Raw genomic sequence first — 26079 nt, forward strand, 5'->3', positions numbered from 1 at the left:
CGGCGGCCGGCGGACGTTAAGATATCCGGCACCCACACTCCAGACACGCAGCAGCAGGCATTGCCTCGCAAGCTGCGGCTGACGGCTGCCGGGGGGAAACGAAATAATGCCCAACAAAATGCTGATAGACGCCTCCCACCCGGAGGAAACACGCGTTGTCGTCGTTCGCGGTAACCGTATTGAAGAATTCGACTTTGAATCCCAGGACAAGAAGCAGCTCAAAGGAAACATCTACCTAGCCCGCGTAACGCGCGTAGAGCCCTCGCTTCAGGCAGCCTTTGTCGAATATGGCGGCAACCGTCACGGTTTTCTCGCCTTCAGTGAAATTCACCCCGACTACTACCAGATTCCGGTCGCCGATCGTCAGGCACTGCTGCGCGCGGAAGCGCAGGAGGCTGAGGACGAAGAGAACGAGGACGGCGACGGCGATGATCGCCAGAGCCGCGATCGTGGGCGGCGCGGCCGCCGGCGCGGTGGCAAGCCCCGCGACCGCGGTGAGCACAAGCGCGATGCAGCCGATTCCGACGAGGCAGGCGAAGGCAGCGAAAATGGCGACATCGTTGTCGAGGAGATCTCCCACACCTCCGAGATCATCGAACACGCAGCCGATACATCGGAACATTCGGATGCCTCGGGGCATGCCGGCGCGTCCGAGCATGAGGAAGCTTCAACTGACCAGGACGAAGCAGAGCCCCGCGAAGGCGGCCCGACATCGATCGCCGCCGCGGTCGAAGGCGATGTGATTTCCGAAGCCGTTCCCCAAGCGGAACAGGGCAGCGAAGCCACGTCAGGCGACAATGATCGCGGCATGCTCGAGGAAGTGCAGTCCTCGCATCCGGACGATCACGAGGTCGAATCGGTCGGCGCCGAGGATGCGCTGGAAGAAGTGCGCAACCGCCGCAAGCCGGTGCGCCGCCAGTACAAGATCCAGGAAGTGATCAAGCGCCGGCAGATCCTGCTGGTGCAGGTCGTCAAGGAAGAGCGCGGCAACAAGGGTGCGGCCCTCACCACCTATCTGTCGCTTGCCGGCCGCTATTCGGTGCTGATGCCGAACACGGCGCGTGGCGGCGGCATTTCGCGCAAGATCACCAGCGCGGTCGACCGCAAGCGTCTGAAGGAGGTCGTTGCCGATCTCGAAGTGCCGCAAGGCATGGGCGTCATCCTGCGCACCGCCGGCGAGAGCCGCACCAAGGCCGAGATCAAGCGCGACTACGAATATCTGATGCGGCTTTGGGAAAATGTCCGCAATCTCACCTTGCAGTCCACGGCCCCTGCCCTGGTCTACGAGGAAGGCAGCCTGATCAAGCGCTCGGTGCGCGACCTCTACAACAAGGATATCGACGAGATTCTTGTCTCCGGCGAGGAAGGCTACCGCGAGGCCAAGGACTTCATGCGCATGCTGATGCCGAGCCACGCCAAGGTGGTTCAGCCGTTCCGCGACACGACGCCGATCTTCGTGCGCAACGGCATCGAGGCACAGCTCGACCGCATGCTGCAGCCGCAGGTGACGCTGAAGAGCGGCGGCTACATCATCATCAACCAGACCGAAGCGCTGGTTGCCATCGACGTGAATTCGGGCCGTTCCACCAAGGAGCACTCGATCGAGGACACCGCGCTCCACACCAATCTGGAAGCGGCCGAGGAAGTCGCGCGTCAGCTCAGGCTGCGCGACCTCGCCGGCCTGATCGTCATCGACTTCATCGACATGGAGGAGAACCGCAACAACCGCTCCGTCGAGAAGCGGCTGAAGGATCACCTCAAGAACGATCGTGCGCGCATCCAGGTCGGCCGTATCTCGCATTTCGGTCTGATGGAGATGTCACGCCAGCGCATCCGCGCCAGCGTGCTGGAATCGACCATGAAGCCCTGCCCGCATTGCGGCGGCACCGGCCATGTGCGCTCCGATTCGTCGGTCGCGCTGATGGTGGTGCGGGCGATCGAGGAATTCCTGCTCAAGGATTCGCGCAGCCACATCACGGTGCGGACGCCGGCGGCGACCGCACTCTACGTGCTCAACCACAAGCGCGGCACGCTGGTGGAACTCGAAAGCCGCTTCGGGCTGACGATCACCGTCGAGGCCGACGATTCGGTGGGTTCGCAGCACTATGCGATCTTCCGCGGCGCGCTGGCTGAAAAGCCGGAAGGCTTTGTCGAGGCGCGCAGCTTCCCGGCCTATGTCGAGCCGGAAGAGCCCGAGGACGAGATTGTCGTCGCCGAGGAGGAGGATGACGAGGCGCCGGTGCAGGCCGAACAGCCACGCCAGCAGCCGCAGCAACAACCCCGACCTGCTGCCGCCGGTGGCGAGGAAGGCGAAGGCCGCGACCGCAAGCGCCGCAAGCGTCGGCGTCGGCGCGGCGGCAAGGATCGCGATCGCGAACATGGCGCCCCTGCGGACGGTGCTTCCGTCTCGGCTCCGGCCGGTGAGTTTTCGGACTCCGACTCGGACTCGGCCGCCAGCGATGGCGACACGGAAGCGGACGACAACGCCCCTGTTGGTGTTGCCGAAACGTCCGAGACAGCTGAAGCTTCAGACGAAGGCCAGGGCAAGAAACGCCGGCGCGGCAAGCGCGGCGGCAAGCGCAACCGCCGCGAAGACGGTGAAGGCGAGGCTGAGGCAAGTGCTGGCGAAGCAACCGACGCGTCCGAAGTCGAAGTCTCGGCAACCGAGGTGATCGCCGGCGAGCCGGTGGTTGCCGCAGCGGCCGAAGAGCCGGTGGCGCTTGCTCCGGCCAATGACGACGCGCCGAGCACGAAGAAGCCACGCCGTGCCGCCAAGCCGAAGAAGGCCGCGGCCGAAATCGTCGCCGAAGAGCCGGCTGCCGAGGCGGAAGCACCGGTCGAGACGCCGGCCACGGCGTCCGACGAGGCGGTGGCTGTCGAGAAGGCTCCGAAGGCCCGCCCGTCGCGGCGCAAGCCGGCGGCGGTGAATGCGCCGGTCGAGCCGGTGGTGTCTTCGACCGTGGCCGAGGAACCGGCCGCGAAAACCGAGGACAAGCCGAAGCGCGGCGGATGGTGGCAGCGGAAGGGCTTTTTCTAAGCCTTTCAGTCACTTGAAGTGATTTTTTGATAAAAAAGAGTCCCGTGCCATCCTGAAAGATAGCGCGGGACTTTTGCTTCAAACATTGCCGAATTGAAACGGCGAATTCGCTGCTTCACCTGCTAGCGCAGTTTCAGCACCTCGCCGTCCCTGTAAACCAAGGACGCCTGGCGATTGGCTGCCATATGGGTCCGTGCGAACTTGCGGCAGCGTTCGTCAGCATTGATTTGGCGCTCTACCCAACGTCGCCAATGAGGATCGGACAAGGCAATACGCTCCGCCTCCAGAAGACTTACGCCATGGCGAGAGCGAACCTCCTTGATATGCAATATCCAGCGATTCCGATCTTCCATGGCTGCCTGCTCGATCCTGTTGCATTCCTAAGGAGCGAAGATCGACCAGTTCATCATCCTGGCCAGCTTTTCCAGCGCAATCGACCCCAGCTTGGAATTGCCGTTGGCATTGAGGCCGGGCGACCAGACGGCAAGCGAGGCCACGCCCGGCACGATGCCCAATATGCCACCGCCGACGCCGCTTTTGCCGGGGATGCCGACACGGAAGGCGAAATCACCGGAACCGTCATAGTGGCCGCAGGTCAGCATCATCGCGCCGATGCGGCGTGCTCGCTCGGCCGACACCACGGAATGCCCGGTCGCCGGGTTCTTGCCGCCATTGGCGAGGAAGCGGCCGGCGAGCGCCAGTTGCCGGCAACTCATGGCGATGGCGCAGTGGTGGAAGTAGACACCCAGCGCCAACTCCGGCGCATGGTGGAGATTACCGAAGGATTTCATGTAGTTGGCAAGCGCGAAGTTGCGGTAGCCGGTGGCCCGTTCGGACGCCGCGACCTCTCGGTCGATAATGATCGTCTCGTCATCGGCCAGAAACTGGATGAAGCGCAGGATTTCGCCGATCGCTTCACGCGGCTGGTGGCCGGCAAGCAGGATGTCGGAAATGACGATGGCGCCGGCATTGATGAACGGATTGCGCGGAATGCCGTTCTCATGCTCGAGCTGCACGATCGAGTTGAACGGGTTGCCTGACGGTTCGCGCCCGACCCGCTGCCACAGCGCGTCGCCGACATTGCCGAGCGCCAGCGTCAGCGTGAACACCTTCGAGATGCTCTGGATCGAAAAGGCCTGTTCGGCGTCACCCGCCATCAGCACGCGGCCGTCATTGGTGACCACCGCGATGCCGAATCTCTTCGGATCGACCTTGCCCAGCTGCGGAATGTAGGAAGCGACGTCGCCGCGATCGGTGCGCTCGGCCATTTCGGCTGCGACTTCGGCCAGCGCTTGTTCGAGTTCCGGCATGGCCCTACCTCAACCAGCGTTCGATGCGCGCCATTGCCTCGACCATGTCGTCGTGGCTGCCGGCGTAGGAGAAACGCATGGTCCGGTGGCCCGCCTGCGTGTCGAAGTCGCGGCCAGGCGTTGCCGCCACATGCGCCTCGGCCAGCATCTTGCGTGCAAAGGCCATGCTGTCATTGGTGTGCCTGGTGACGTCGCAGAAGGCGTAAAAGGCGCCGTCCATTGGCGCCGCCAGCGGAAAGCCGAGTTCCGGCAAACGTTTCATCAAGAGCTCACGATTCCAGGCGTAACGGCCTTTCACCGCCTCCAGCTCCTCAGTTGCCCTGAACGCCTCGATCGCGGCAATCTGCGATAATTCAGGCGGCGAGATGTAGAGGCTCTGGGCGACGCGCTCGACCGGCCGCACCAGGTCTTGCGGCAGCACCATCCAGCCGATGCGCCAGCCGGTCATGCAATAGTATTTCGAAAACGAGTTGATCACCGTCACGTCGCCGCCATAGGCAAGCGCCGTGGTGTCGGGTGCGGCGTAGGCCAGCCGATGGTAGATCTCGTCGGAGATGACGGCGACGCCGAGGTCTTGTGCCGTCCTCACCAGAGCCCCCAGTTCATCGGCCGGAATGACCGCGCCTGTTGGATTGGCCGGACTGGCGAACAGAACACCTTTCAGCGGCTTTCCACGATGCGCGGTCTCGAGATGGCCGGCATGCAGGTAGGCGGCGTCGCCGAGCTCGATCTCGACCACGTCGATGCCGAGTGCGGCCATGATGTTGCGATAGGCGGGATAGCCGGGCGCCGCGATGGCGACGCGGTCACCCGGGTCGAACATCGCCAGGAAGGCGAGGTTGAAGGCGGCCGACGACCCGGTCGTCACCGCGATCCGGCCGGGCTCAATATCAAGCCCGTAGTGATCAGCGTAGTGTCCGGCGATCGCCTTGCGCAAGGCGGCGAGGCCGAGCGCGTCGGTGTAGCCGATGCGTCCGTCCTGCAGAGCCTTGGCCGCGGCCGCACGAACCAGAACCGGCGCGGGATCGGAGGGCTGGCCGACGGCCATCGAAACAACCGGCACGCCCTCGGCCTTCAGCCGGTTTGCCTCTGCCAGAATGTCCATGGCATGGAAGGGTTCGACATTGCCACGGCGTGAGAGCGAAACGACCATTTAACCAGTATTCCCGATGACTGACGGCGCCAAGCACTGGCGCATGTGCCGCACAAATGCCCGATTGATGTGAGGATCACAAGTTGAGGAAGTTTCCGGCGCCGACTTTTCATCTTTCGCCCGCTCGTCTACCAGTGGAGCCATCATGTTGAGCCGACCCAGATCGACGATTGCCCAGGCAGCGCGCGTCTTCGCGACGCTTTCGCTTGGCGTAGCCGTTGCAATGGCGAGTTCGGTCAGCGCCTTTGCCCAGAACGTGCCGGTGGTGCGCGACGCCGAGATCGAGGCGCTGGTGCGCGATTACGCACGGCCGATCTTCAGGGCGGCGGGTCTGGCGAATGACGGCATCGACATCGTTCTGGTCAACGACCAGAGTTTCAACGCCTTTGTCACCGGGCGCCGGCTGTTCATCAACACCGGCGCGCTGATGACGGCCGAAACGCCCAACGAGATCATTGGCGTCATTGCCCACGAAGCCGGCCATATCGCCGGCGGCCACCAGCAGAAGCTGCGCGACCAGCTCGAACGCGCCAAGACGATGGCCATCATCGCGACATTGCTTGGCGCCGGCGCCATCGTCGCCGGTGCAACCACCAACAGCCGCGGCCTTGCCGGTGCGGGCATGGGTGTGGCTGCCGGCGGCGGCGAGATGGCACAGCGCAGCATCCTCGCCTATCAGCGCACCGAGGAGATGACCGCCGACCGCTCGGCGATCACCTATCTCAACGCCACCGGCCAATCCGGCATGGGCATGCTGAAGACGTTCCATCGCTTCCAAACGGCACTCTCGCTATCGGGCGCGCAGGTCGATCCCTATCGGATCAGCCATCCGATGCCGCAGGACCGCATCGCCAATCTTGAAGTGCTGGTGAAACAGAGCCCCAATGTCGACAAGCTCGACCCGCCCGCGCTGCAGCAGCGTCATGACATGATGCGGGTGAAGATCGCCGTCTATATGGAAGGCCAGGCCGCCGCGTCGCGTTTGATGCGCAAGATGCAAGGGACCCTCGCCGCGCAATATGGCGATGCCCAGTCGACCTACCTGTTCGGCAGTATCGCCGCCGCGCTCGCCAAGACCAATGCACTGATCAAGGCGCAGCCGAAGAACGCTTATTTCCAGGAATTGCGCGGCGATATCCTGATGAAGGCGAACAAGCCCAAGGATGCCGCGGACGCCTATGCCAAGGCGGTCAGCCTCGATCCGGCGCGGTCCGGATTGCTGCCTGTCTCCCTTGGCCAGGCACTGATGGCCGTCGGCACGCCTGACTCGCTCAAAAAAGCCGTCGTGCAAATCAACAATGGCCTCGGGCGCGACAAGGAAAATTCGGCCGGGTATCGCTATCTGGCGCAGGCCTATGGCGAGCTGGGCGACATACCGGGCGCCGAACTCGCCACCGCCGAGGGCCACTTCTATTCCGGCAACTACAAGGATGCGAAGATTTTTGCCATGCGGGCGCAGCAAGAGATGAAGCGTGGCGAGCCGCGCTGGCTTCGCGCCCAGGATATCATAAACTACAGGCCATCAACCAAGATCAAGTGAACCTTCCGGTCGCGCGCTGCGACATAGCCAGACCGGAAAACAGGTAGAAGGAACAGGAACGATGAAAAAGGCACTGCTGTTGGGCACCACGGGGGTTGCGGTCGCCCTGGCCATGCTGGCTTTCGGATTCGTGGCCGGAAGTCCACAGATTGCCAGGGCTGGTACCGCGCAGCCCGTCGAGACGGTGGCGGCCGACACCAAGATCGACCGCGCCGAGGTCGAAGGCATCATCCGCGATTATCTGTTGAAGAACCCGGAAGTCCTTCTGGAAGTTCAGGACGCGCTTGAGGCCAAGCAGAAGGAAGAGCAGCGCATCGCTCATCTCGGCGTGATCAAGAATGCCAAGGACCAGATATTCAACTCCGCCTTCGACGGCGTCGTCGGCAACCCGAACGGCAAGGTCACCATCGTCGAGTTCTACGACTACAATTGTGGCTTCTGCAAACGCGCCATCGACGACATGCGGGCGCTGACCAAGTCCGATCCGGACCTGCGCTTCGTGCTTAAGGAATTCCCCATCCTCGGACCGGATTCGCAGAAGGCGAGCGTCGTTTCGATGGCCTTCCATCTGATGAAGCCGGAAAAGTACGGCGAGTTCCACAATGCGCTGCTCGGCGGCCAGGGACGCGCAACCGAGGCGGCGGCCATCAAGGTCGCGCTGTCGCTCGGTGCCGACGAAGCGGCGCTGCGTGAGAAAATGAAGGACCCGACAATCAACGAGGCCCTCGCCAAGACCTACGATCTTGCCAACAAGCTGGCGATCACCGGAACGCCGTCCTACGTGGTCGGCAACGAGGTCGTGTTCGGGGCGCTTGGGCAGGAAGTGCTGGCTGAAAAGATCGAGGCGGCGAAAGCCGCGCTTTGATTTGCTCACCGGCATATTTCTCACGGCCACATTTCCACCCGTTGTGGACAGTGAAAGAACGCACTTGCGCTCTTTCCGCGGGCAGCTATGCCCATTATAGAGGGCCCAACGCGCCGGCTTGATGCCGGCGCCGGAAAAGGTCGGTTTTTTTGAAAACGGTTTTCGTCCTGAACGGTCCCAATCTCAACGCGCTCGGCAAGCGCGAGCCGGGCATCTATGGCGGCAAGACGCTGGCCGCCATCGCCGAGGACTGCAAGCAGGCCGGCACGGCACTCGGGCTCGAGGTCGATTTCCGCCAGTCGAACCATGAGGGCGACCTTGTCGACTGGATCCAGGAAGCCGGCGACAAGGCTGTCGGCATCGTCATCAATCCAGGCGCCTACAGCCACACCTCGATCGCCATCCACGACGCCATCCGCGCCATAGCGCCGCTGCCCGTCGCCGAAGTTCATCTTTCCAACATCCATGCGCGGGAACCATTCCGCCACGTCTCCATGGTCGCGCCGGTCGCCGTCGGCATGATCTGTGGCTTTGGGCCGCTCGGCTACACGCTGGCATTGCAGGCGCTGGCAGCACGCCTATGACCGGCCAACAAACAGAAGGCTCGAAAATGTCGATAAAGAAGACCGGTGTTGACCAGCAGCTGATCCGCGATCTGGCGGGCATACTGAACGACACCAACCTGACCGAGATCGAGGTCGAACTGGGCGACCTGAAGGTGCGCGTCTCGCGCCAGGCACCGGCCGTTCATGCGATCGCAGCGCCGCAGCCGGCCTATGCCCCGGCAGCAGCCCAAGCTGCCGCCATCGCTGTGCCTGTTGTAGCCGACCTTTCCAAGAATGCGGTCACCTCGCCGATGGTCGGCACCGCCTATCTGGCGCCGTCGCCGGATGCCAAGGCATTCATCGAGGTCGGCCAGAAGGTCAAGGAAGGCCAGACGCTGCTGATCATCGAAGCGATGAAGACGATGAACCAGATCCCCTCGCCGCGCGCCGGTACTGTGACGGCGATCCTGTTCGAGGATTCGCAGCCGGTCGAATATGGCATGCCGCTCGTCGTGATCGAGTAGAGCGGGCCTGATGTTCCAGAAGATCCTCATCGCCAATCGCGGCGAAATCGCCCTCCGGGTCCTGCGCGCCTGCAAGGAACTCGGCATCCAGACGGTGGTGGTGCATTCGACCGCCGACGCCGACGCCATGCATGTGCGGCTCGCCGACGAGAGCGTCTGCATCGGCCCGCCGCCATCGCGCGACAGCTACCTCAACATCCATCAGATCGTCGCTGCGTGCGAGATCACCGGCGCTGATGCCGTGCATCCGGGTTACGGCTTCCTGTCGGAGAACGCCAAGTTCGCCGACATACTGGCCGCGCACAACATCACCTTCATCGGCCCATCCGGCGACCATATCCGCATCATGGGCGACAAGATCGAGGCCAAGCGCACCGCCAAGCGTCTCGGCATTCCGGTTGTGCCAGGTTCCGACGGCGCCGTCACCGATCAAAAGGAAGCCAGGCGCATTGCCGCCGAGATCGGCTATCCCGTGATCATCAAGGCCTCGGCCGGCGGTGGCGGGCGCGGTATGAAGGTCGCCCTCACCGAAGCTGATCTCGAGATCGCCTTGCAGACAGCAAGCACGGAAGCCGGTGCGGCCTTCGGCGACGATGCCGTCTACATCGAGAAATATCTGGAAAAGCCGCGCCACATCGAGGTGCAGGTGTTCGGCGACGGCTTTGGCCGCGGCGTGCATTTCGGCGAGCGCGACTGTTCCTTGCAGCGCCGCCACCAGAAGGTCTGGGAAGAGGCGCCCTCGCCGGCCCTCAATGCCGAAGAACGCGCCCGTATCGGCGGCATCTGCGCCAAGGCGATCGCCGATCTCGGCTATTCCGGCGCCGGGACCATCGAATTCCTCTATGAGAACGGCGAGTTCTATTTCATCGAGATGAACACGCGCCTGCAGGTAGAGCATCCGGTGACCGAAGCGATCACCGGCATCGACCTCGTTCACGAGCAGATCCGCGTCGCCTCCGGCGGCGGCCTGTCGGTGAAGCAGGAGGACATCAAGTTCAATGGCCACGCCATCGAATGCCGCATCAACGCCGAGGACCCGCGCACCTTCACGCCCTCGCCCGGCACGATCACCCACTTCCACACGCCGGGCGGCCTCGGCATCCGCGTCGATTCCGGCGTCTATTCCGGGTACAAGATCCCGCCCTATTACGACAGCCTGATCGGCAAGCTCATCGTGCATGGGCGCAACCGCGTCGAATGCATGATGCGGCTTCGCCGGGCGCTCGATGAATTCGTCGTCGACGGCATCAAGACGACGCTGCCGCTGTTTCGTGATCTCGTCGGCAATGCCGACATCGCCAATGGCGACTACGACATCCACTGGCTGGAAAAATATCTGGCCAAGGAAGAGTAGCGCGCAGACGCGATGACCCGTCCCTACGCGCCCGGCTATCGCATCCCCACCGACCTTTTGCTTAAGGCCTATGCCTCGGGCGTCTTCCCGATGGCCGAAAGCGCCGGCGACCCGGAGGTGTTCTGGGTGCGCCCAGAGACGCGCGGCATCATTCCACTCGATGGTTTTCACGCGCCGAAAAGCCTGAAGAAAACGATCAAGAAGCACCCTTTCGACATCCGTTTCGATTTCGATTTCGAAGCCACGATCGACGGTTGCGCGGAAAAACGTGCGGAACGGCGGTCGACCTGGATCAACGCGCCGATCCGCGAAGCCTATGTCGAACTGCATCGGATAGGGCATTGCCATTCGGTCGAGGCGTGGCGCGAGGACCGGCTGGTCGGCGGTCTCTATGGCGTATCGCTTGGCCGGGTGTTTTTTGGCGAAAGCATGTTCGCCAGGGAGACGGACGCCTCCAAGACCTGCCTTTTCTATCTCGTCGAGCGGTTGAAGGCACGCGGCTTTGCTCTGCTTGATACGCAGTTTACCACCGAGCACCTCAAGCGCTTCGGCGCGATCGACGTGCCGCGCGGCAAATACGAGAAGATGCTGGCCGACGCACTGAAGGGCGAGGCCGTATTCTACCCCTGACGATTGAGCCCCTTATTTCCCGGCAGCGGCTTCCATCGGCGTATGCGCATGGAACATCATCTTCCAGCCATTGACGCGATGGACATAGCCGGTGCTGACCAGGGCCGCGTAGGGTTCGCCGTTCTCCCGCGTGGCATGCGCCTCGTAGGTCAGCATGACAATGTCGCTGCCCGGCTCGATGATACCCTTGAGGTCGATCTTCAGGTCCCGCCAACGGTTGGGCCTGGTTGCGGTCTTGGCGAGATCAGCATTGTCCATCGCCTTGGCCATCTGCGGAAATGCCACCAGGCATTCGGTGTCGGCATTGGCCGCATAGTAGGCCGCGTCGCCCGTCCAGAACCCCTTTTCGAGCTCCAGCAGCTCTTTCTTGCCGGCGGTGATCCGCTTGCTGTCTGACATCGGAAAATCCTCCCTGCGCATAAATGCACGGTCGTCAGGCCCAACGCATGGTGGCCAGGACGGTTCCGAAGGATCAGTTGGAGTCGGTCGTATCGGGTTCCGAAGCGTCCGGCTCAGCCACATCAGGCTCGGTCACGTCTGGAGTGGCTGCGGGCTTCGGTTTGGCTGCGGCAGGCTTGGGTGCCTCGGCTTTGGTTGCGTCGGCCTTGGCGCCGTCGGGCGCCGGCACATCCGACTTCTGCTTGCATTCCTTCAGCCAGACGTCATAGACGGCATGTTCGACGGCGTTGAGGCCGGGGCTTTCGGCAAACATCCAGCCGGTGAAGATGCGGCGGATCTTGCGGTCGAGCGTGATCTCGTCGACCTCGACGAAGGAATCCGTCTTCGGCTCCTCGGTCTGCGGCCGCGAATAGCAGACGCGCGGCGTCACCTGCAAAGCACCGAACTGTACGGTCTCGTCGATATAGACATCGAAGGTGATGATGCGGCCGGTGATCTTGTCGATGCCGGCAAACTCGGCGACGGGATTGGTGACCCGGTTCGCTCCCGCGGGCGGCGCCGGCGCCGGCGCGGCGGGTTCAGGCGAAGCCGCGAGGGCTGCGGTGCTGACGGCAAGGCCGGCGGCTACCATCAGGCCGCCCATCGATGTCAGGCTGAAAAAGCTCATATAGGGGTACCGGTGGTTCGCGCCCGGGTGATTCTGTCGATCGCCAAGGCTAGTCGCCGTTTTCTGATCAGCAAGCAGCTAAACACCAATTGTGGCGATAAAGGACCGGCTTGCACCTTGCGCCGTTACAAGTCGGGGCCGTTACGACCCGGGCGTCCAGGCGTCATAGTCGCCGGTGACCTGCGGGCGGTGCTGATTGGTCAGTACCGAACCCTTCGGACGATAGGCTGCCGGAGTGCCGGTCAGATTGGGCTGATGCGACTTCTGCCAGTCGCGCGGCTTGTAGTCTTCGCCGGACGGCGCGACGTCGACACGGTGATGTATCCAGCCGTGCCAGCCAGGCGGTATCGCTGAGGCTTCCGAATAGTTGCGGTAGATGACCCAGCGGCGCGTGCGGCCTTCCGAATCGATGCCGCCCTCATAATAGATGTTGCCCGTCTCGTCCTGGCCGACCCTCTTGCCATGCCGCCAAGTGTGCAGGCGCGTTCCCAGAGTCTGGCTGTTCCACCAGGTGAAAAACTGAGTAAGGAAAGTCTTCATCACAAAACCCTCGCGCCGACGGCGCCCGTTTCCTGCTTATGGCGTCAGGCCTTGCCGAAGGCAAGGCTTTTGCCACGTGGAGCGCGCAAATGGCTTGCCGGAAACCCGATACAAGCCTGTGATCTTTCCGGGCGACAGGATGGGCGCTTGCCAAGCCTTTGCGGTCTTTCTAAAGCTCTGCGCGCCCATGCGGGCATCCAGCCCGGCTTGAGGCCGAAGGAGGTGACGATTGGCCACGGAATTGCCGACCACCGATATCCGCATCAGCACTGAGGCGATTCGCCGCCGCAAGGCCGGCACGCCGATTGTCTGCCTGACCGCCTACACCTACCCCGTCGCCCGTCTGCTCGACGACCATGTCGACCTGCTTCTGGTCGGCGACAGTGTCGCCATGGTCCTGCATGGCTACAAGACGACGCTGGGCGCCTCGCTGGAGATGATGATCGCGCATGGCCAGGCGGTGATGCGCGGCTCGGCCAGGGCCTGCGTCGTCGTCGACCTGCCGGCTGGCACCTATGAGGCTTCGGCGACACAAGCCGTTGCCTCGGCGCGGCGGGTCATCGACGAAACCGGCTGCCAGGCGGTGAAGCTCGAAGGCGGCGTCGACATGACCAGCCAGATCGCGGCCATCGTCGCCGCCGGCATTCCGGTGATGGGACATATCGGCCTGCAGCCGCAATCGGTCGAGAAGGACGGCGGCTACAAGATCAAGGGCCGCACCGAGGAGGCTGTCGCGGCTTTGCTTCGCGATGCGCTTGCCGTCGAGAACGCAGGGGCTTTCTCGGTGGTCATCGAAGGCACGGTCGAGGCCGTCGCCGCCGATATCACCCGCCGCATCGCCATTCCAACCATCGGCATCGGCGCCAGCGGCGACTGCGACGGCCAGATCCTGGTCATCGACGACATGGTCGGGCTCACCGTCGACCGCGTGCCGAAATTCGTCAAGGAATATGCCGATCTGCGCAGCGTGATCTCGCATGCCGCCGAAACCTACGCGGCGGAAGTGCGAAGCCGGACATTCCCCGGCCCCGGCCATGTCTTTTCGGCGACAAAGAGCAGGGATGACGCATGAACCAACCCGTCGTCGTCGACAGCGTTGCCGCACTTCGCGCGCAAATCCGTGACTGGCGGCGCGATGGCCTTCGTGTCGCCATGGTGCCGACCATGGGCGCGTTGCATGACGGGCACATCTCGCTGGTCAGGATCGCGCTCGAAAGAGCCGATCGCTGTGTCGTGTCGATCTTCGTCAACCCGACGCAGTTCGCGCCGACCGAAGATCTCGACAAATACCCGCGCCAACTCGCCCGCGACCTCGACCGGCTGGGCGTGGCAAAAGCCGACCTTGCCTTCACACCGACAGTTGGCGAGATGTATCCTGCCGGCTTCGCTACAAAAATCTCGGTCGGCGGCCCCTCAGCCGGGCTCGAATCGGACTTTCGGCCGACCTTTTTCGACGGCGTCGCCACCGTGGTGGCAAAGCTCCTCCTACAGGCAACGCCCGACTGTGCGGTCTTTGGCGAGAAGGACTACCAGCAGCTTTGCGTCGTCAGGCAGCTCTGCCGCGACCTCGACCTGCCCGTCGACATCATCGGCGCGCCGACGATACGCGACGCGCATGGTCTCGCCATGTCGTCACGCAATGCCTATCTCAGTGAGGCCGAACTGACGATCGCCCGCCAGCTCAACGTGATATTGCGCAACACGGCAGTGGCCCTGGCGGCAGGCGCCGACCAGAGCGACGCAACCGAAGAGGCCCGCCGCGCCCTCGTCGCTGCCGGCTTCCAGAAAGTCGACTATGTCGAGGCCCGCGAAAGCCTGACGCTGGCACCTTGGCGTCAACACCGCGCAGGGCGCCTGCTCGCGGCCGCATGGCTCGGCAAGACCAGGCTGATCGACAATGTGGAGGTTGCCTCTACCTAAAGTGGATCGTCGATGCGGCGGCTTTCTGCCCGCGCCTACGGCTCTCCTATTCGTCCGCTGCTCCTGACGAACAATTGCCCCACGAGGATCCCGACAATGCCTGCGCAGGCTTTCACGACTGCGTCGGAAAGCTGCGCGTGGCGACCGGGATCAATGATCTGAAGCAGTTCCAATATGCCGGCGGTCACAGCCACGAAGATCACGGCTTGATACAGTCGATTGGGGAAGCCGAGCGCCAGGGCGAAGCCCAACAGGACATAGGCCAAGGCACGCTCAACATTCGCTTCGGCGATGTGCGGCCGCATCTGGATCGGCGACAAGGTCGCGAAAGTGATGATGGCGAGCAGCGCCAGCGCTAGAGTGCGGGACAGTTTGGTCATATCCTTGCATATCCGTCGTGAGCCGGCACAGCAAATGCCGGGATGACGCATGGCCGGATCGCTGCCGCCATGCCGTGCTGCCCGCCGGTGGCTTTCGTCGAACTATTCCTCGGTCGGCATATGCAGATACATAGACTGGATGCCGACCCGACCCGGCCCGGTGAACCGGTTGACGATAAAATTCATGTTGGCTCCGAAGAAGCCGCTCGACAGGCGGTCGATCTTGGTTTCCATCCTGACCGAGACATCCTTAAACAGCCAGCCACCCGGTTCGATGTCGATGGTTTCGCCGGCGGCGAGCGTCTTTTCGAAGACATTGCCATAGCCGTGCAGCCAGACGATGCCGTCGCCGGAATCGCCGCGAAAACGGTCGATGAAGAAGCCGCTCTGGCCAAACAGCATCGTCGCCAGGCCGCGCACCCGCTCGAAGGTGTAGTCGACATTGCCGGTGGCGGCGAGAAACTGGTGCTCGCGCACCTGGATCTCCTCGCCGTGCCTGAGATGGATCGGCACGATGTGGCCCGGCCCATCGCGGCTGAAGGCAACGATGCCCGCCCCCGACGCCTCGGTGACGAAGATCTGCATGCCGGCCATCATGCGCTTCAGCGCACCCTTCAGCGATTTCAGGCCGATGGTGATGGTGGAATTCTTCCACAAAAGGATGTGGTGCTCGAAATAGACCGGCATCCGCGTCACGTCGACCGACAGCACCGGCACCAGTTCGCCCGCAATGTGATAGGTGACGCCGCCAAAGGTTTCGTCCGACACCTGTGTCGGCATCAGTTCCGGCAAGCTTGGCATGAACATCCCCCTCGCGCCGTCGCGTCCCTTGGATGCGGACGCGGGCTCAGGAAGCGTTGATACGACTGCGGGGGCCGGTCAAATCAAAAACGCGAGACAATTGCCGGCCGGGCTGCCTATCCGAGCGGCTTCTCGAAACTCAGCGTCGTCGGCCTTGAGGTCTCATGAGTATCCGCGGCGGCGCTGACGGGCAAGAAACCCTTCGATCGGTAGAAAGCAATGGCAGCGCCATTGGCCTCCTCGACCTCGACACGCAGCGTTCGCGCTTCCGGGAAACTGGTTTCGACCTCGTCGAGCAGTGCTTGTCCAATCCCGCGCCTTTGGCAGTCCGGATGGACGTAGAGCTGGTTCAACAGAATGACCTTCGCATCGGCGGTGGCCGCGGCGAAAGCCATGCCGCCGATGCGCTTGCCATCATCGGCCACCAGGAACTCCGAGTTCGGCCGTGTCAGCCGCGAGCGGAGCGAGGCAATCGAGTGCCATTCATCGGTGATCTCGGTGACTTTGGCAGCGCCATAGATGGCGTCATAGGTCGCATGCCAGGTTTCCACCAGCAGCGTCCGCACAGCGGCAAGGTCGCGCTCTCCGGCGGTGCGGACGAACATGGATTCTTTCCCCGCCTATGCTGCGACCGGCTTGTGCCGGAAGTCGATCACGGCAAGCAGCACGACCCAGACCAGAAGCACCATGCTGCCCGGCATGTTGGCCGCCATGGCAGTGTCGGAGAAACCGGTTGCCGCGGTAGCGAAACCGCCGATCAGGACACCCACGGCGCCGGCGCCGCCAAGCGACGACAGCCACAACGGACTGTGCCTAGCCTGACGCAGGGCGACATTGGCGAGCAAAACCGTCAAGCCGAGCAGCATGGCACTGATCGCGGCAAAGCCGACTTCGATCTGGCGCACGGCGAAGGCGGCACTGAACAACGATGGTTTTGTCGCAGCATCAGCCATTGCCCAGGCATCGACCACCGCTTTCAGCGCAATGCCGTCGACGGCCTGCAAGGCAGCTGCCGCCGCCAGAGACGCTGCGCCGAATACGGTCGTCAGAAGCGCCCAGCCACGAAGCGGGCCGGCCGACGGACGGCCAAGGATGAGCACCAGGCCGGCGACCATAGACAGGACGCCGGCAAGCTGTGCCATGTGGCTGAACAGCCAGACAGGGTCGGCGGCATATTCACGGAAGGCGCGAAGCGCATCATTCGGGTCTTCATGCATCGGATGAAGCAGCGTGCCGCCAAAAAGCAGCACGGCGCCGGCAATCAACAGAGCCGACGAGACGCTTGCCGGGTTTCCCGGGTTCGGGTCTCCGCTCATTGATCCGCTATGCCGAGCTTAGTCTTCACCAGGTCGTTGACTGCTTGCGGGTTGGCCTTGCCGCCGGTCGCCTTCATCACCTGGCCAACGAACCAGCCGGCCATACTCGGCTTGGCGCGCGCCTGTTCGACCTTGTCGGGGTTGGCAGCGATCACCTCATCGACAGCCTTCTCGATGGCGCCGGTGTCGGTGACCTGCTTCATGCCACGGCTTTCGACCAGCTGGCGCGGATCGCCGCCCTCATTCCAGACGATTTCGAAAAGATCCTTGGCGATCTTGCCGGAAATGGTGCCATCCCTGATCAGATCGATGACCGCGCCCAACTGGTCGGGCGAAACCGGAGCGTTTTCAATGTCTTTTCCGGCCTTGTTCAGCTGCCCGAGCAGATCGTTGATGACCCAGTTGGCGGCCAGTTTGCCGTCGCGGCCGGCGGCCACCTTCTCGAAATAATCGGCGATCGGCTTTTCCGACACCAGGATCGAGGCGTCATAGGTCGACAGGCCGAGCGACGCGATCAGCCGCGCCTTCTTGTCGTCGGGCAGTTCTGGCAATTCCTTGGCCAGTGCATCGACATAAGCCTGGTCGAATTCCAGCGGCAGAAGATCCGGATCGGGGAAGTAGCGGTAATCATGCGCCTCTTCCTTGGAGCGCATCGAACGCGTCTCGCCCTTGACGGCGTCGAACAACCGCGTTTCCTGGTCGATCTTGCCGCCATCCTCGAGAATGGCGATCTGCCGGCGCGCCTCGTAGTCGATGGCCTGGCCAATGAAGCGGATCGAGTTGACGTTCTTGATCTCGCAGCGCGTGCCGAACTCGCCGCCCGGCTTGCGCACCGAGACGTTGACGTCGGCGCGCATCGAACCTTCGTCCATGTTGCCGTCGCAAGTGCCGAGATAACGCACAATGGTGCGCAGCTTGGTGACATAGGCCTTGGCTTCGTCGGCCGAGCGCATATCCGGTTTGGAGACGATTTCCATCAGCGCCACGCCGGAGCGATTCAGGTCGACATAGGACATGGTCGGATGCTGGTCGTGCATCGACTTGCCGGCATCCTGCTCCAGATGCAGCCGCTCGATGCCGACCTCGATGTCCTCGAATTCGCCCTGGCGGTCCGGGCCGACCGAGACGATCACGGTGCCCTCGCCGACGATTGGCTGCTTGAACTGCGAGATCTGGTAGCCCTGCGGCAGGTCGGGATAAAAGTAGTTTTTCCGGTCGAAGACCGACTTGTGGTTGATCTGCGCCTTCAGCCCAAGGCCGGTGCGGATCGCCTGCTTAACGCATTCCTCGTTGATGACGGGCAGCATGCCGGGCATCGCCGCATCGATCAGGCTGACATTGGCGTTAGGCGCCGCGCCGAAAGCGGTCGAGGCGCCCGAAAACAGCTTTGCTTCCGATGTGATCTGCGCATGGACCTCGAGGCCGATGATGATCTCCCAATCGCCGGTGGCGCCGGAAACAAGGCGCTTGGCGTCGGGCGTGCGGGTGTCGATGAGGGACATTTTGGCCTGCGTATTGGAACTACGGATTATGCGTTTACGCATATTTTGGTGTGCAACTTCGCTAGTGCAAACCGCCAAAAGAGACAAGCGCAAAGCCGCAGACTGGCCTTTTCAGCCGCTTTCGCCTATTGGATGTCCATTCCAATGGAGAGTGGATGTCCACTTACGCTCAGTCCCGGTAAGGCCCTGACCTCCTAGCGAGGCAGGGCAGAAAACCTGAAACCCCGCGCCGCGAAGCTTCGCGGCGGCGGCATTTTTTGTTTTCCCGGAAAAACTCTCCCATGGATATTTCGCGCATAGAACAGCGCATCCTGCACCTGCTCGCGCAGGGCGGACGCATTGAAATAGAAAAGAACGAGAAAAAGCGGATCGCCTCCGTCAAATGCCTGACCCGCGATGGCTGGCACTATCCGGGCGTCGATCTCGACATGTTTCGAAAACTGAAGCGGAAGAAGGCGGTTTCTTCGTCGGGAGGCGGACCCTACCGCATCACCCGGCGCGGGCTCGAACTCGTCCGTTCCGAACTCGACAACAGGTAGATACGGCTCCCGCCGGTCGGTTCTCCGGCCGGCGGTTCCCTTCACCGCTCAGGCGGTGGCGATATAGGCCCTGATCTCGTCGGCCTCGCGTTCGACATCCTCGATGCGGCGCTTGACCACGTCGCCGATGGACACGATGCCATCGAGCATGCCGTCCTTTTCCACCGGCAGATGGCGGAAACGGCCTCGGGTCATGATCTCCATCACCTCGTTGACGGTGTGGTTTTCGTTGCAGATCTTCACCTTCGGCGTCATCGCCGAACGCACGGCGATATCGAGCGCGGCTCCACCTTCGCGGGCGACAACCCGCACAATGTCGCGCTCTGAAAGGATGCCGACGATCTTGTGATCGCCATTGGTGATGACCAGCGCACCGATCTTGTGTTCTGCCAGGATGCGGATGGCTTCGCTAAGCTTTTCGTTCGGCCCGAGCGTGAACACGTCATGGCCTTTTTTCTCGAGAATTGCCTTAACCGTCATGGCGTCCTCCTCTGCTTTGCCTGCCGGTTCCTGCCCTGACCGGCCTTCACATAAGAGTGAACATCGTGCGCCGCGATCGGTTGCATTTCAAGTGCGGTCGTCGGTCTCCCATTCAGGCGCCTGCCATCGCCTGTCGAACCAGCGCAGGCCGAAGAAGCCCGCGACAAAGCCGCCAATATGGGCTTCCCAGGCGATCTGGCCGTCTACCCCCGGGGCAAAGCCGAGAAGGCCTGTGGCGAGATTGATGATCATCCACACGGCAAGGAAGATCACGACGCCGCGCAAGCGCAATACGAATGCGATCGGCAGCACAGGACCGGCGAAAGCCGCCTTGCCGGCCGAACGGTCGGTGCGGAAGCCAAAACGCGCCGCAGCCCCCATCATGCCTGATATCGCACCGGAAGCGCCGACCAGCGGCGCCTCTCCGTAAGGGTGCACCGCCCAGAAAAGCGCGACCGAAGCCAGCCCGGTCACGGCAAAGAACAGCGCGAACCAGAGCGTGCCGAGGCGATTTGCCAACGGCGAACCGAAAGCGGCGAGCCACACCATGTTGATGGCAATGTGGGCAAGGCCACCATGCATGAAGGCATAGGTGAAGGGTCGGGAAAACAGGAACCAGTCGAAGCCGTATTGGCCGGTGTAGAGAACAGGGATGAAGGCCCCGTCATACAGCAGTGTCATCTGCTGGGATTCGCTCAACACATACTGCTGCAGCAGATAGACGGCCACGCAGATACCGATCACCGCCAGCACGACGGGCGGCAGATTGAACACCGGCTCGCGCCGCTGTGGCGGCGCGTCCTGGACCGGGTCGGCATCCGAGGGCGTTACCGGTTCACTCATTTGAAGTTGCACTCACTGCGGGATTCGGGATTCGAGCATCTAGATCACCGCGGACCGAACAGCAAACCGCGAATCGCTGGGCGCGAATCAAAAAAGAAGCCGTTCAAGGTTTCCCTTGAACGGCTGGTCGAGCCCCCTGCTCCCCTAAAACTCTTGACTGAAGTGCTGCCGATCGTCGCGAAACGACCGCTTCTGGAGTGGTTTTTATGTGCCACGGGGCTCGCTTCGATGCAATGTAAACCACTTGTTAACCTTAACGACCCCGACCCGTGAACAAGTGTTAACGACGCTGGCACGCTTCCTGCTCCGCAACGCATGTAAGTCATCGGAGGGCGCCCTTCTGTTCACCGATGGGACATCAGACGACAGATTGCGCGGAGCAGCATAGCATGAACCAGAACGGATCGATCACGCTGTTCCAATATTGGAATCGCCTGCGTGACGGACGCCCTGCCCCGAAGCGTTCGGAGGTCGAGCCGGCGGACATCAAGTCGCTGCTGGCCGACACCTTTATCCTGGAACGGGACACGCGCGGGCAAGCCGTATTCCGGCTCGCCGGCACAAGGCTTTGCGCCTGCTATGGCCGCGAGCTCAAGGGATTTTCCTTTCCGTCGCTGTGGCGCGAGAAGGATCAGCGGCTCGTTTCGCGGCTGATCCACGGCGTCTTCGACCAGAAATCGGTCGTGCTCATCAGCTATGAGGGCTTCAGCCGCAACGGACGCTCCAACAAGTTCGAGCTGCTTGCCCTGCCGCTTGACGGCGGCGTCGAAAATCCGCGCTGCCTGGGCGTGATCAGCGCCGTGGAGAAGCCCTTCTGGCTGGGTGCCGACCCGATCACCGACGCGTTGATCGATTCGATCCGCGTCATCGATCCGGAAAAGGAGCTCCTGAACAACCGCCCGGCGATCGATGTTCCCTCGCTCGTTCCCGATGAACTCGGCGCACCCGAGACGATCTCGGCGCTCGGCCGGGCGCGCCGCATCCGCCATCTCGTCGTCTTCGATGGCGGGCGCGAGGAATAGTCCGGAATCTCGCGGCTTGATGCATAAAAACAAAACGCCTAGAGCGCCCGCTTTTCCCCTTTGTTAACCCGCTTTGTTGTACTTCTCTGATGAAGTTCCTCGCATCGATGCGTGGGATGCCAAACGGGGTGCAGGCAGTCATGAGGTCAGCGGCGGTCGACTACGCACCGTCCCAAGCTGAAAGGCGTAACTTTCAGCGCGTCCGGGTCAAGATATACGGGCGCTTCATGCTGGAAGACCGCACCGAGCACCCCTGCCAGGTCGTCGACATGTCTCCGGGCAATGTCGCGTTTCGCACCGACCGCATCGGCATGCCCGGCGAAAAGATCATCGCCTACATCGATCATATCGGCCGCATCGAAGGTGTCGTCACGCGCACCTTGCAGGACGGTTTCGCGATGACCGTCATTGCGTCGGATCGCAAGAAGGACAAGCTCGCCGCGCAATTGACCTGGCTTGCCAACAAGCACGAACTCGACCTGCCGGAAGACCGTCGCCACGAACGCGTCGCGCCGCGCAATCCGACCAGCGTGCTGCAGCTCACCGACGGCCGTCAGTATCAGTGCCGCATCATCGACCTGTCGCTCTCCGGCGCAGCCATCGAGATCGACGTCAAGCCGGCGATCGGCGTCCAGGTCATGCTCGGCACCATGCGCGGGCAGGTCGTGCGCCATTTCGAGGACGGCGTCGCGATCGAATTCGCCGTCATCCAGCGCCCCGAAACGCTCGATTCCGAATTCAACACGCCGCGCGCCTGACAAGGCCCGGCAGCAACACTGGGAAGCCGGCCCTCGCGGCCGGTTTTTTCGTTGTTACGTCCATGACCAGCGTGCTTCGACTGCTGCCGGCAAGACTTGCGTGACTATCAATGCACGAGGGTCAAGGCTTCAAAGCCAAACAATTTAATACTCAAATGATTCAAGTTTTACGTTTATTCTATTGGCGTTTTACTCAATATCTACTTCGCGCTTTTGCCTCAAATAAATCCACACGTGGCAATGTCTCCTTCGAACGGGGAGACTACAACAATGAAGAAAACGAGGGGCAAGCTGTTGCTGGTGGCAATGGCGATGCAGCTTTCCGCTTGGGGATCAGCATATGCCGCGGGACCGGCCTATATGCACACCGGCGGACGCACCACGCAGCCTGTTGGCCATTATGAATTCTGCCAGCGCATTGCTGGCGAATGCAGCGAAAGAACCGCGAAGGGCGCGCCGGTCGAGTTGACCCGCAAACTGTGGGCGACGATCGTCAACATCAACAATTCGGTCAACACCCGCATCAAGCCGCGCACCGACATGGAAAACTACGGTGTCGAGGAATACTGGGCCTATCCCGACAATGGCTATGGCGATTGCGAGGACTACGCGCTGGAGAAGCGTCGCGAATTGATGGATGCAGGCGTGCCCGCCGGCAATCTGCTGATGACGGTCGCGCGCCAGCCGAATGGCGACGGCCACGCGGTGCTGACCGTGCGCACCAGCCTGGGCGAGTTCATCCTCGACAATCTGGAGACCAAGGTGCTGTCCTGGACGGACACCGACTACACCTACCTCAAGCGCCAGTCGGATCAGAATTCCGGCGTTTGGGTGACGATCAACGACGGCCGCTCCGACGCGGTCGCCAGCGTCCGCTAAAACGCTAGAACAGAGATCAAGCGCATCGCATGAATGCGACCGCTTCAGGAGAAACCCGGTCGAGTCCCCACCCTCCCCGTCCCCAACGACCGGGTCAAAGGAGCCGGCCCCGTCCCCGGGCCGGCTCCGCCATTTCTGGCGGAGGCCGTTCGAAAACCAATCAGCTTGGAGTGGCTGAAAAATCGCAATCTCATTCAGTCGAATCGTCCCGTCTTTCCACGCGCAGGAGATCGGGGCACTATAGGCCGTCAGTTTAGCCTTCTGGATCACGGTGATGTTGGAAATCCCGGAAGATCGATGCGAGCGCCATCGTCTGTTCAAGGCTATCGACGATGCCTTCAAGGCCGGCGACTTCGACGGCCTCGGCGTGGCCTTGGGCGGCTCGCCCTGCTGGTTCGACGAGCGCATGCCGTTCGAATTCGGCCTTGGCCATCCGCTGGAATATGCGATCTATTGGAGCCCGGTCGGCTTCATCTCGACCCTGCTGGATGCCGGCTCGGATCCGAACTATCAGGATCATGGCGGGTTTCCGTCGATCATTGCGGCGCTGTCCACCGACCGGGCAGACAGGCTGGACATCGTGCGGGTGTTGATCGACGGCGGTGCTGACCCCGACATGCGGGGCGTCAACGACTGGACGCCGCTTCACTATTCGGTGGCCATCCGCAGTGTCGATGCGATCCGCCTGCTTTTGGCAGCGGGCGCCGACCCGGCGCTCGAAACCCGCATCGATGACTACAGGACAGCCATCGAGGAAGCCGAGATTGCCGGTTTTGAAGCCGGTGCTTCATTGCTGCGCGACGCGATTGCCGGGCGCAGCTCCAACGGACAGTGAGTTGGGCGCAGCGAAACCATCACCGACAGGTGGCCAAGCTGACCTCAGACCTTCTTCAACCCCGCTTTGAAGCGCTTGCCATTGGCAACGTAATGCGCCGCCGAGCCGCGCAACCTTGCCACGGCCGCGTCGTCCAGTACCCTGATCGCCTTGGCAGGTGAGCCGACGATCAGCGAATTGTCCGGGAATTCCTTGCCTTCGGTGACCAGCGCGCCGGCGCCGACCAGCGAATTCCTGCCGATTTTCGCGCCGTTCAGCACGATGGCGCCCATGCCGATCAGGCTGTTGTCGCCGATCGTACAACCATGCAGCAAGGCGCGGTGGCCGATCGTACAGCCCTCGCCAATGGTCAGCGGAAAGCCGGGATCGGTGTGCATCACCGTATGTTCCTGCACATTGGTGTCGGCACCGATGACGATGGGCTCATTGTCGCCGCGAATGACGGTGCCGAACCAGAAGCCGGCGTTGCGGCCGACCCTAATGTCGCCGATCAGCGTCGCATCGGGCGCGATCCAGTTTGACTCCGCATCCGCGAAGCTGGGCTCCGTTCCATCGATCGCATAAAGCGGCATTTTTCGGTCTCCGAATCGTCTCAGGCTGGCAATTCGGACCCTAGGAGACGGATCGTCCATGAGGCAATGGCAAGCACGACGACGCCCAGCGCCAAGGACCAGGCAATCGCCGTGCAGCCGCAAGACATCAGTGCCCACTTGGAAATGCGGCGCTCACGTCGGGCATCGATGGCATCGTTGACCAGCATGAAAGGCCCGGCACAAGCAGTCGCGAGCAGCGAGCGCAAGACATGTGACGGCGACACATAGGGTTCGGTGAAGGCGACCTTGCGGCCCGACACCAGTTCCATGGCCGATCCAGCCAACCCGCAGGCCGTCAGCCCGACGACAAAAGCGAAGAGTGTGAGTTCCAGCGGTCCCATCTTAACTTTCCATTTACCATGAAATTGCACAGTCGTTCCATGAAGGCTGCAAGGGCCATGCCGTGCGATGTGTGCCGCCCAGGGACAACAGAGGCGGACAGGCGGCTCGAGATCCGAGGACTGAGATGAAGCAGGCAGCGCTCGCCAACGGCCCCGAACTCACGGTGGTCGATTCCAGGCTGATGAAGCGGGTGTTCTACGGGTTCGCGGCGCTGGCGCTGCTGTCGGTAGCGATCAGCCTTGGTGGCAAATGGTTCGGCCATTCGATCGCCATGGCCGGATACACCGACGACGCAACGGTCCACCAGGTGGTGATCGCCAACAATGTCATTGCCGTGCCGGCCAACACCATCCGTTTCGCCCAGGCCCGGCGCGACGGCATCGCTTCGCGGCTCGACCTCTATCTGCGCTATCCCCAGATGGACGGCTACAGCGAGGCCGCGCGGGACGATTTCAACCATACGGGCACTGCCAAGAGCATCATCTTCCTGTCCTTCGAACAGCAGATGATGTCGCGTGACATGAGTGGCCGCTTCGCGCCGATCTATAGCGCGTTGATCACCCAGCCCGGCATTGCGGGACCTGGCGGCACGACGGTGTACGGTTTCAACGAGAAATCAGGCTATCTGAACGAGGTGCTGGTTGTCGGCAAACGCCCCGGCAAGGACCCGTTCGTAGCCCGTTGCCTGAGCGGGCCGAGTGCCGAGGAATCGCTGGCGCCCTGCGAGCGCGACATCCAGGTCGGCGACGAACTCAGCCTCACCTATCGCTTCCCAAGGGAGTTTCTGGGTGATTGGCAGGCGCTCGACGCTGCAATCGCCACCGAAGCCGGGCGCGTCCTGAAGTCAGGACATTGAGAACGCTTCGGGAGATCCGGCTGGCCGGCCGCATGAGGCGGAGCCGGCCCAGCGCTAAAGCGCGTCGCGTTCGAGCGGATTCAGGCGACGCGCTTTAGATCTTTGATTTCATGCATGTCGTTGCCCCAAAAACCGGGGCCACTTTTGGGCGACATGCATTGGACAGCTGGCTCAGGCCAGATCGATGTCGAGGATCGCCATCGAGAAATTGTAGTCGCCGTCGTCCTCGTCCTTGAAGACGATGCCGAGGAATTCGTCGTCGACATAGACCTCGGCCGAATCGTCCTTGCGCGGCCGTGCCTTGACCTCGATCTTGGGGTTCTGGAAGACGCGCTTGAAATAGGCGTCCAGCTTTCTGATTTCGTCCGGCTTCAACAGTCTTCTCCGATCATCGGGCTTGCTCGTTCGAACGCGCTTCTGGCACGTCGACAATGGCGATGTAAAGGCAA

At 62.2% G+C, this 26079-nt stretch carries 31 protein-coding genes; 15 read left to right on the forward strand and 16 right to left on the reverse strand.

Going from position 1 to position 26079, the window contains the following annotated elements:
* Window positions 1–106: 106 nt before the first annotated feature.
* Window positions 107–3037, forward strand: a complete 2931-nt coding sequence (locus C8D77_RS33515) for an Rne/Rng family ribonuclease (protein ID WP_109671696.1) — start codon at window positions 107–109, stop codon at window positions 3035–3037.
* A gap of 122 nt (window positions 3038–3159) precedes the next feature.
* Here C8D77_RS33515 and C8D77_RS33520 read toward each other — a convergent pair whose 3' ends face one another.
* From C8D77_RS33520 to C8D77_RS33530, 3 genes are read right to left on the reverse strand one after another with little or no spacing between them, the layout of a single operon-like run.
* The gene (locus C8D77_RS33520) at window positions 3160–3390 is read right to left on the reverse strand and encodes a hypothetical protein (protein WP_109671697.1); all 231 of its coding nucleotides are present in this window, start codon (window positions 3388–3390) and stop codon (window positions 3160–3162) included.
* A gap of 27 nt (window positions 3391–3417) precedes the next feature.
* A complete protein-coding gene (locus C8D77_RS33525) occupies window positions 3418–4347 on the reverse strand; it encodes a glutaminase (RefSeq protein ID WP_109671698.1) in 930 nt (309 codons plus the stop codon).
* 4 nt (window positions 4348–4351) lie between these two features.
* A complete protein-coding gene (locus tag C8D77_RS33530; protein ID WP_109671699.1) occupies window positions 4352–5500 on the reverse strand; it encodes a pyridoxal phosphate-dependent aminotransferase in 1149 nt (382 codons plus the stop codon).
* A gap of 145 nt (window positions 5501–5645) precedes the next feature.
* Between C8D77_RS33530 and C8D77_RS33535 the strand changes: the two genes are divergently transcribed.
* The 6 genes from C8D77_RS33535 (at window position 5646) to aat (ending at window position 10958) form a co-directional block, all read left to right on the forward strand.
* Window positions 5646–7040, forward strand: a complete 1395-nt coding sequence (locus tag C8D77_RS33535) for a M48 family metalloprotease (protein ID WP_109671700.1) — start codon at window positions 5646–5648, stop codon at window positions 7038–7040.
* A 61-nt stretch (window positions 7041–7101) separates the two neighbouring features.
* Complete coding sequence (locus tag C8D77_RS33540; RefSeq protein ID WP_109671701.1) at window positions 7102–7905, forward strand: DsbA family protein; 804 nt, start codon at window positions 7102–7104, stop codon at window positions 7903–7905.
* A gap of 149 nt (window positions 7906–8054) precedes the next feature.
* Entirely contained in the window at window positions 8055–8489 is a 435-nt protein-coding gene (gene aroQ, locus C8D77_RS33545) for a type II 3-dehydroquinate dehydratase (protein WP_109671702.1), read from the forward strand.
* A gap of 26 nt (window positions 8490–8515) precedes the next feature.
* Complete coding sequence (accB, locus tag C8D77_RS33550) at window positions 8516–8974, forward strand: acetyl-CoA carboxylase biotin carboxyl carrier protein (protein WP_109671760.1); 459 nt, start codon at window positions 8516–8518, stop codon at window positions 8972–8974.
* Between the two features lie 10 nt (window positions 8975–8984).
* Window positions 8985–10328 (forward strand): acetyl-CoA carboxylase biotin carboxylase subunit, encoded by a 1344-nt coding sequence (gene accC, locus C8D77_RS33555; RefSeq protein ID WP_023812133.1) that lies wholly within the window; start codon window positions 8985–8987, stop codon window positions 10326–10328.
* 12 nt (window positions 10329–10340) lie between these two features.
* On the forward strand, window positions 10341–10958 hold the full coding sequence (aat, locus tag C8D77_RS33560; protein ID WP_109671703.1) for a leucyl/phenylalanyl-tRNA--protein transferase: 618 nt from the start codon (window positions 10341–10343) through the stop codon (window positions 10956–10958).
* Window positions 10959–10970: 12 nt separating this feature from the next.
* On the opposite strand, the gene C8D77_RS33565 is transcribed toward aat, so the two are convergent.
* From C8D77_RS33565 to C8D77_RS33575, 3 genes are all read right to left on the reverse strand, one after another.
* Window positions 10971–11357, reverse strand: coding sequence for a hypothetical protein (locus C8D77_RS33565; RefSeq protein ID WP_109671762.1), 387 nt, complete (start codon window positions 11355–11357; stop codon window positions 10971–10973).
* A gap of 73 nt (window positions 11358–11430) precedes the next feature.
* Window positions 11431–12024 carry a DUF2155 domain-containing protein gene (locus tag C8D77_RS33570; RefSeq protein WP_164757747.1) on the reverse strand — a complete coding sequence of 198 codons (594 nt, stop codon included), beginning with the start codon at window positions 12022–12024 and terminating at the stop codon, window positions 11431–11433.
* Between the two features lie 141 nt (window positions 12025–12165).
* Window positions 12166–12564 (reverse strand): NADH:ubiquinone oxidoreductase subunit NDUFA12, encoded by a 399-nt coding sequence (locus C8D77_RS33575; protein ID WP_109671704.1) that lies wholly within the window; start codon window positions 12562–12564, stop codon window positions 12166–12168.
* 229 nt (window positions 12565–12793) lie between these two features.
* Here C8D77_RS33575 and panB point away from each other — a divergent pair, with 229 nt between their 5' ends.
* Together panB and panC are read left to right on the forward strand one after the other, a co-directional pair.
* The gene (panB, locus tag C8D77_RS33580) at window positions 12794–13636 is read left to right on the forward strand and encodes a 3-methyl-2-oxobutanoate hydroxymethyltransferase (protein ID WP_109671705.1); all 843 of its coding nucleotides are present in this window, start codon (window positions 12794–12796) and stop codon (window positions 13634–13636) included.
* Window positions 13633–14484 carry a pantoate--beta-alanine ligase gene (gene panC, locus C8D77_RS33585; protein WP_109671706.1) on the forward strand — a complete coding sequence of 284 codons (852 nt, stop codon included), beginning with the start codon at window positions 13633–13635 and terminating at the stop codon, window positions 14482–14484. Before panB ends, panC begins: the two co-directional genes overlap by 4 nt.
* 35 nt (window positions 14485–14519) lie before the next feature.
* Here panC and C8D77_RS33590 read toward each other — a convergent pair whose 3' ends face one another.
* From C8D77_RS33590 to gatB, 5 genes are all read right to left on the reverse strand, one after another.
* Window positions 14520–14864 (reverse strand): VanZ family protein, encoded by a 345-nt coding sequence (locus tag C8D77_RS33590; RefSeq protein ID WP_164757748.1) that lies wholly within the window; start codon window positions 14862–14864, stop codon window positions 14520–14522.
* A 102-nt stretch (window positions 14865–14966) separates the two neighbouring features.
* Window positions 14967–15665: an AIM24 family protein gene (locus C8D77_RS33595; RefSeq protein WP_109671767.1), complete on the reverse strand. Its 699-nt coding sequence runs from the start codon at window positions 15663–15665 to the stop codon at window positions 14967–14969.
* Window positions 15666–15781: 116 nt separating this feature from the next.
* Complete coding sequence (locus C8D77_RS33600; protein WP_109671707.1) at window positions 15782–16270, reverse strand: GNAT family N-acetyltransferase; 489 nt, start codon at window positions 16268–16270, stop codon at window positions 15782–15784.
* 15 nt (window positions 16271–16285) lie between these two features.
* Window positions 16286–16981 carry a hypothetical protein gene (locus C8D77_RS33605; protein ID WP_109671708.1) on the reverse strand — a complete coding sequence of 232 codons (696 nt, stop codon included), beginning with the start codon at window positions 16979–16981 and terminating at the stop codon, window positions 16286–16288.
* Window positions 16978–18483, reverse strand: a complete 1506-nt coding sequence (gatB, locus tag C8D77_RS33610; protein WP_109671709.1) for an Asp-tRNA(Asn)/Glu-tRNA(Gln) amidotransferase subunit GatB — start codon at window positions 18481–18483, stop codon at window positions 16978–16980. Before gatB ends, C8D77_RS33605 begins: the two co-directional genes overlap by 4 nt.
* Window positions 18484–18764: 281 nt before the next feature.
* Between gatB and C8D77_RS33620 the strand changes: the two genes are divergently transcribed.
* Window positions 18765–19022 (forward strand): YjhX family toxin, encoded by a 258-nt coding sequence (locus tag C8D77_RS33620; protein ID WP_023759402.1) that lies wholly within the window; start codon window positions 18765–18767, stop codon window positions 19020–19022.
* A 48-nt stretch (window positions 19023–19070) separates the two neighbouring features.
* On the opposite strand, the gene C8D77_RS33625 is transcribed toward C8D77_RS33620, so the two are convergent.
* Both C8D77_RS33625 and C8D77_RS33630 read right to left on the reverse strand, forming a co-directional pair.
* Window positions 19071–19502: a CBS domain-containing protein gene (locus tag C8D77_RS33625; protein WP_109671710.1), complete on the reverse strand. Its 432-nt coding sequence runs from the start codon at window positions 19500–19502 to the stop codon at window positions 19071–19073.
* Window positions 19503–19589: 87 nt separating this feature from the next.
* Window positions 19590–20345 (reverse strand): rhomboid family intramembrane serine protease, encoded by a 756-nt coding sequence (locus C8D77_RS33630; protein WP_109671711.1) that lies wholly within the window; start codon window positions 20343–20345, stop codon window positions 19590–19592.
* A 389-nt stretch (window positions 20346–20734) separates the two neighbouring features.
* On the opposite strand from C8D77_RS33630, the gene C8D77_RS33635 reads away from it, so the two are divergent.
* From C8D77_RS33635 to C8D77_RS33650, 4 genes are all read left to right on the forward strand, one after another.
* Window positions 20735–21367: a PAS domain-containing protein gene (locus C8D77_RS33635; protein WP_109671712.1), complete on the forward strand. Its 633-nt coding sequence runs from the start codon at window positions 20735–20737 to the stop codon at window positions 21365–21367.
* A gap of 140 nt (window positions 21368–21507) precedes the next feature.
* A complete protein-coding gene (locus tag C8D77_RS33640; protein WP_109671769.1) occupies window positions 21508–22125 on the forward strand; it encodes a PilZ domain-containing protein in 618 nt (205 codons plus the stop codon).
* 270 nt (window positions 22126–22395) lie between these two features.
* On the forward strand, window positions 22396–23004 hold the full coding sequence (locus C8D77_RS33645) for a transglutaminase-like cysteine peptidase (protein ID WP_109671713.1): 609 nt from the start codon (window positions 22396–22398) through the stop codon (window positions 23002–23004).
* A 274-nt stretch (window positions 23005–23278) separates the two neighbouring features.
* Entirely contained in the window at window positions 23279–23839 is a 561-nt protein-coding gene (locus tag C8D77_RS33650; RefSeq protein WP_109671714.1) for an ankyrin repeat domain-containing protein, read from the forward strand.
* 44 nt (window positions 23840–23883) lie between these two features.
* On the opposite strand, the gene C8D77_RS33655 is transcribed toward C8D77_RS33650, so the two are convergent.
* Window positions 23884–24411 (reverse strand): gamma carbonic anhydrase family protein, encoded by a 528-nt coding sequence (locus tag C8D77_RS33655; protein ID WP_109671715.1) that lies wholly within the window; start codon window positions 24409–24411, stop codon window positions 23884–23886.
* 20 nt (window positions 24412–24431) lie between these two features.
* Complete coding sequence (locus C8D77_RS33660) at window positions 24432–24773, reverse strand: DUF6949 family protein (RefSeq protein ID WP_109671716.1); 342 nt, start codon at window positions 24771–24773, stop codon at window positions 24432–24434.
* 125 nt (window positions 24774–24898) lie between these two features.
* Between C8D77_RS33660 and C8D77_RS33665 the strand changes: the two genes are divergently transcribed.
* On the forward strand, window positions 24899–25630 hold the full coding sequence (locus tag C8D77_RS33665; protein WP_109671717.1) for a hypothetical protein: 732 nt from the start codon (window positions 24899–24901) through the stop codon (window positions 25628–25630).
* A 171-nt stretch (window positions 25631–25801) separates the two neighbouring features.
* On the opposite strand, the gene C8D77_RS33670 is transcribed toward C8D77_RS33665, so the two are convergent.
* Window positions 25802–26005 (reverse strand): DUF3126 family protein, encoded by a 204-nt coding sequence (locus C8D77_RS33670; RefSeq protein WP_109671718.1) that lies wholly within the window; start codon window positions 26003–26005, stop codon window positions 25802–25804.
* Between the last annotated feature and the right edge of the window lie 74 nt (window positions 26006–26079).

The sequence above is a fragment of the Mesorhizobium loti genome (assembly GCF_003148495.1).
GTDB classification, from domain to species: Bacteria; Pseudomonadota; Alphaproteobacteria; order Rhizobiales; family Rhizobiaceae; genus Mesorhizobium; species Mesorhizobium loti.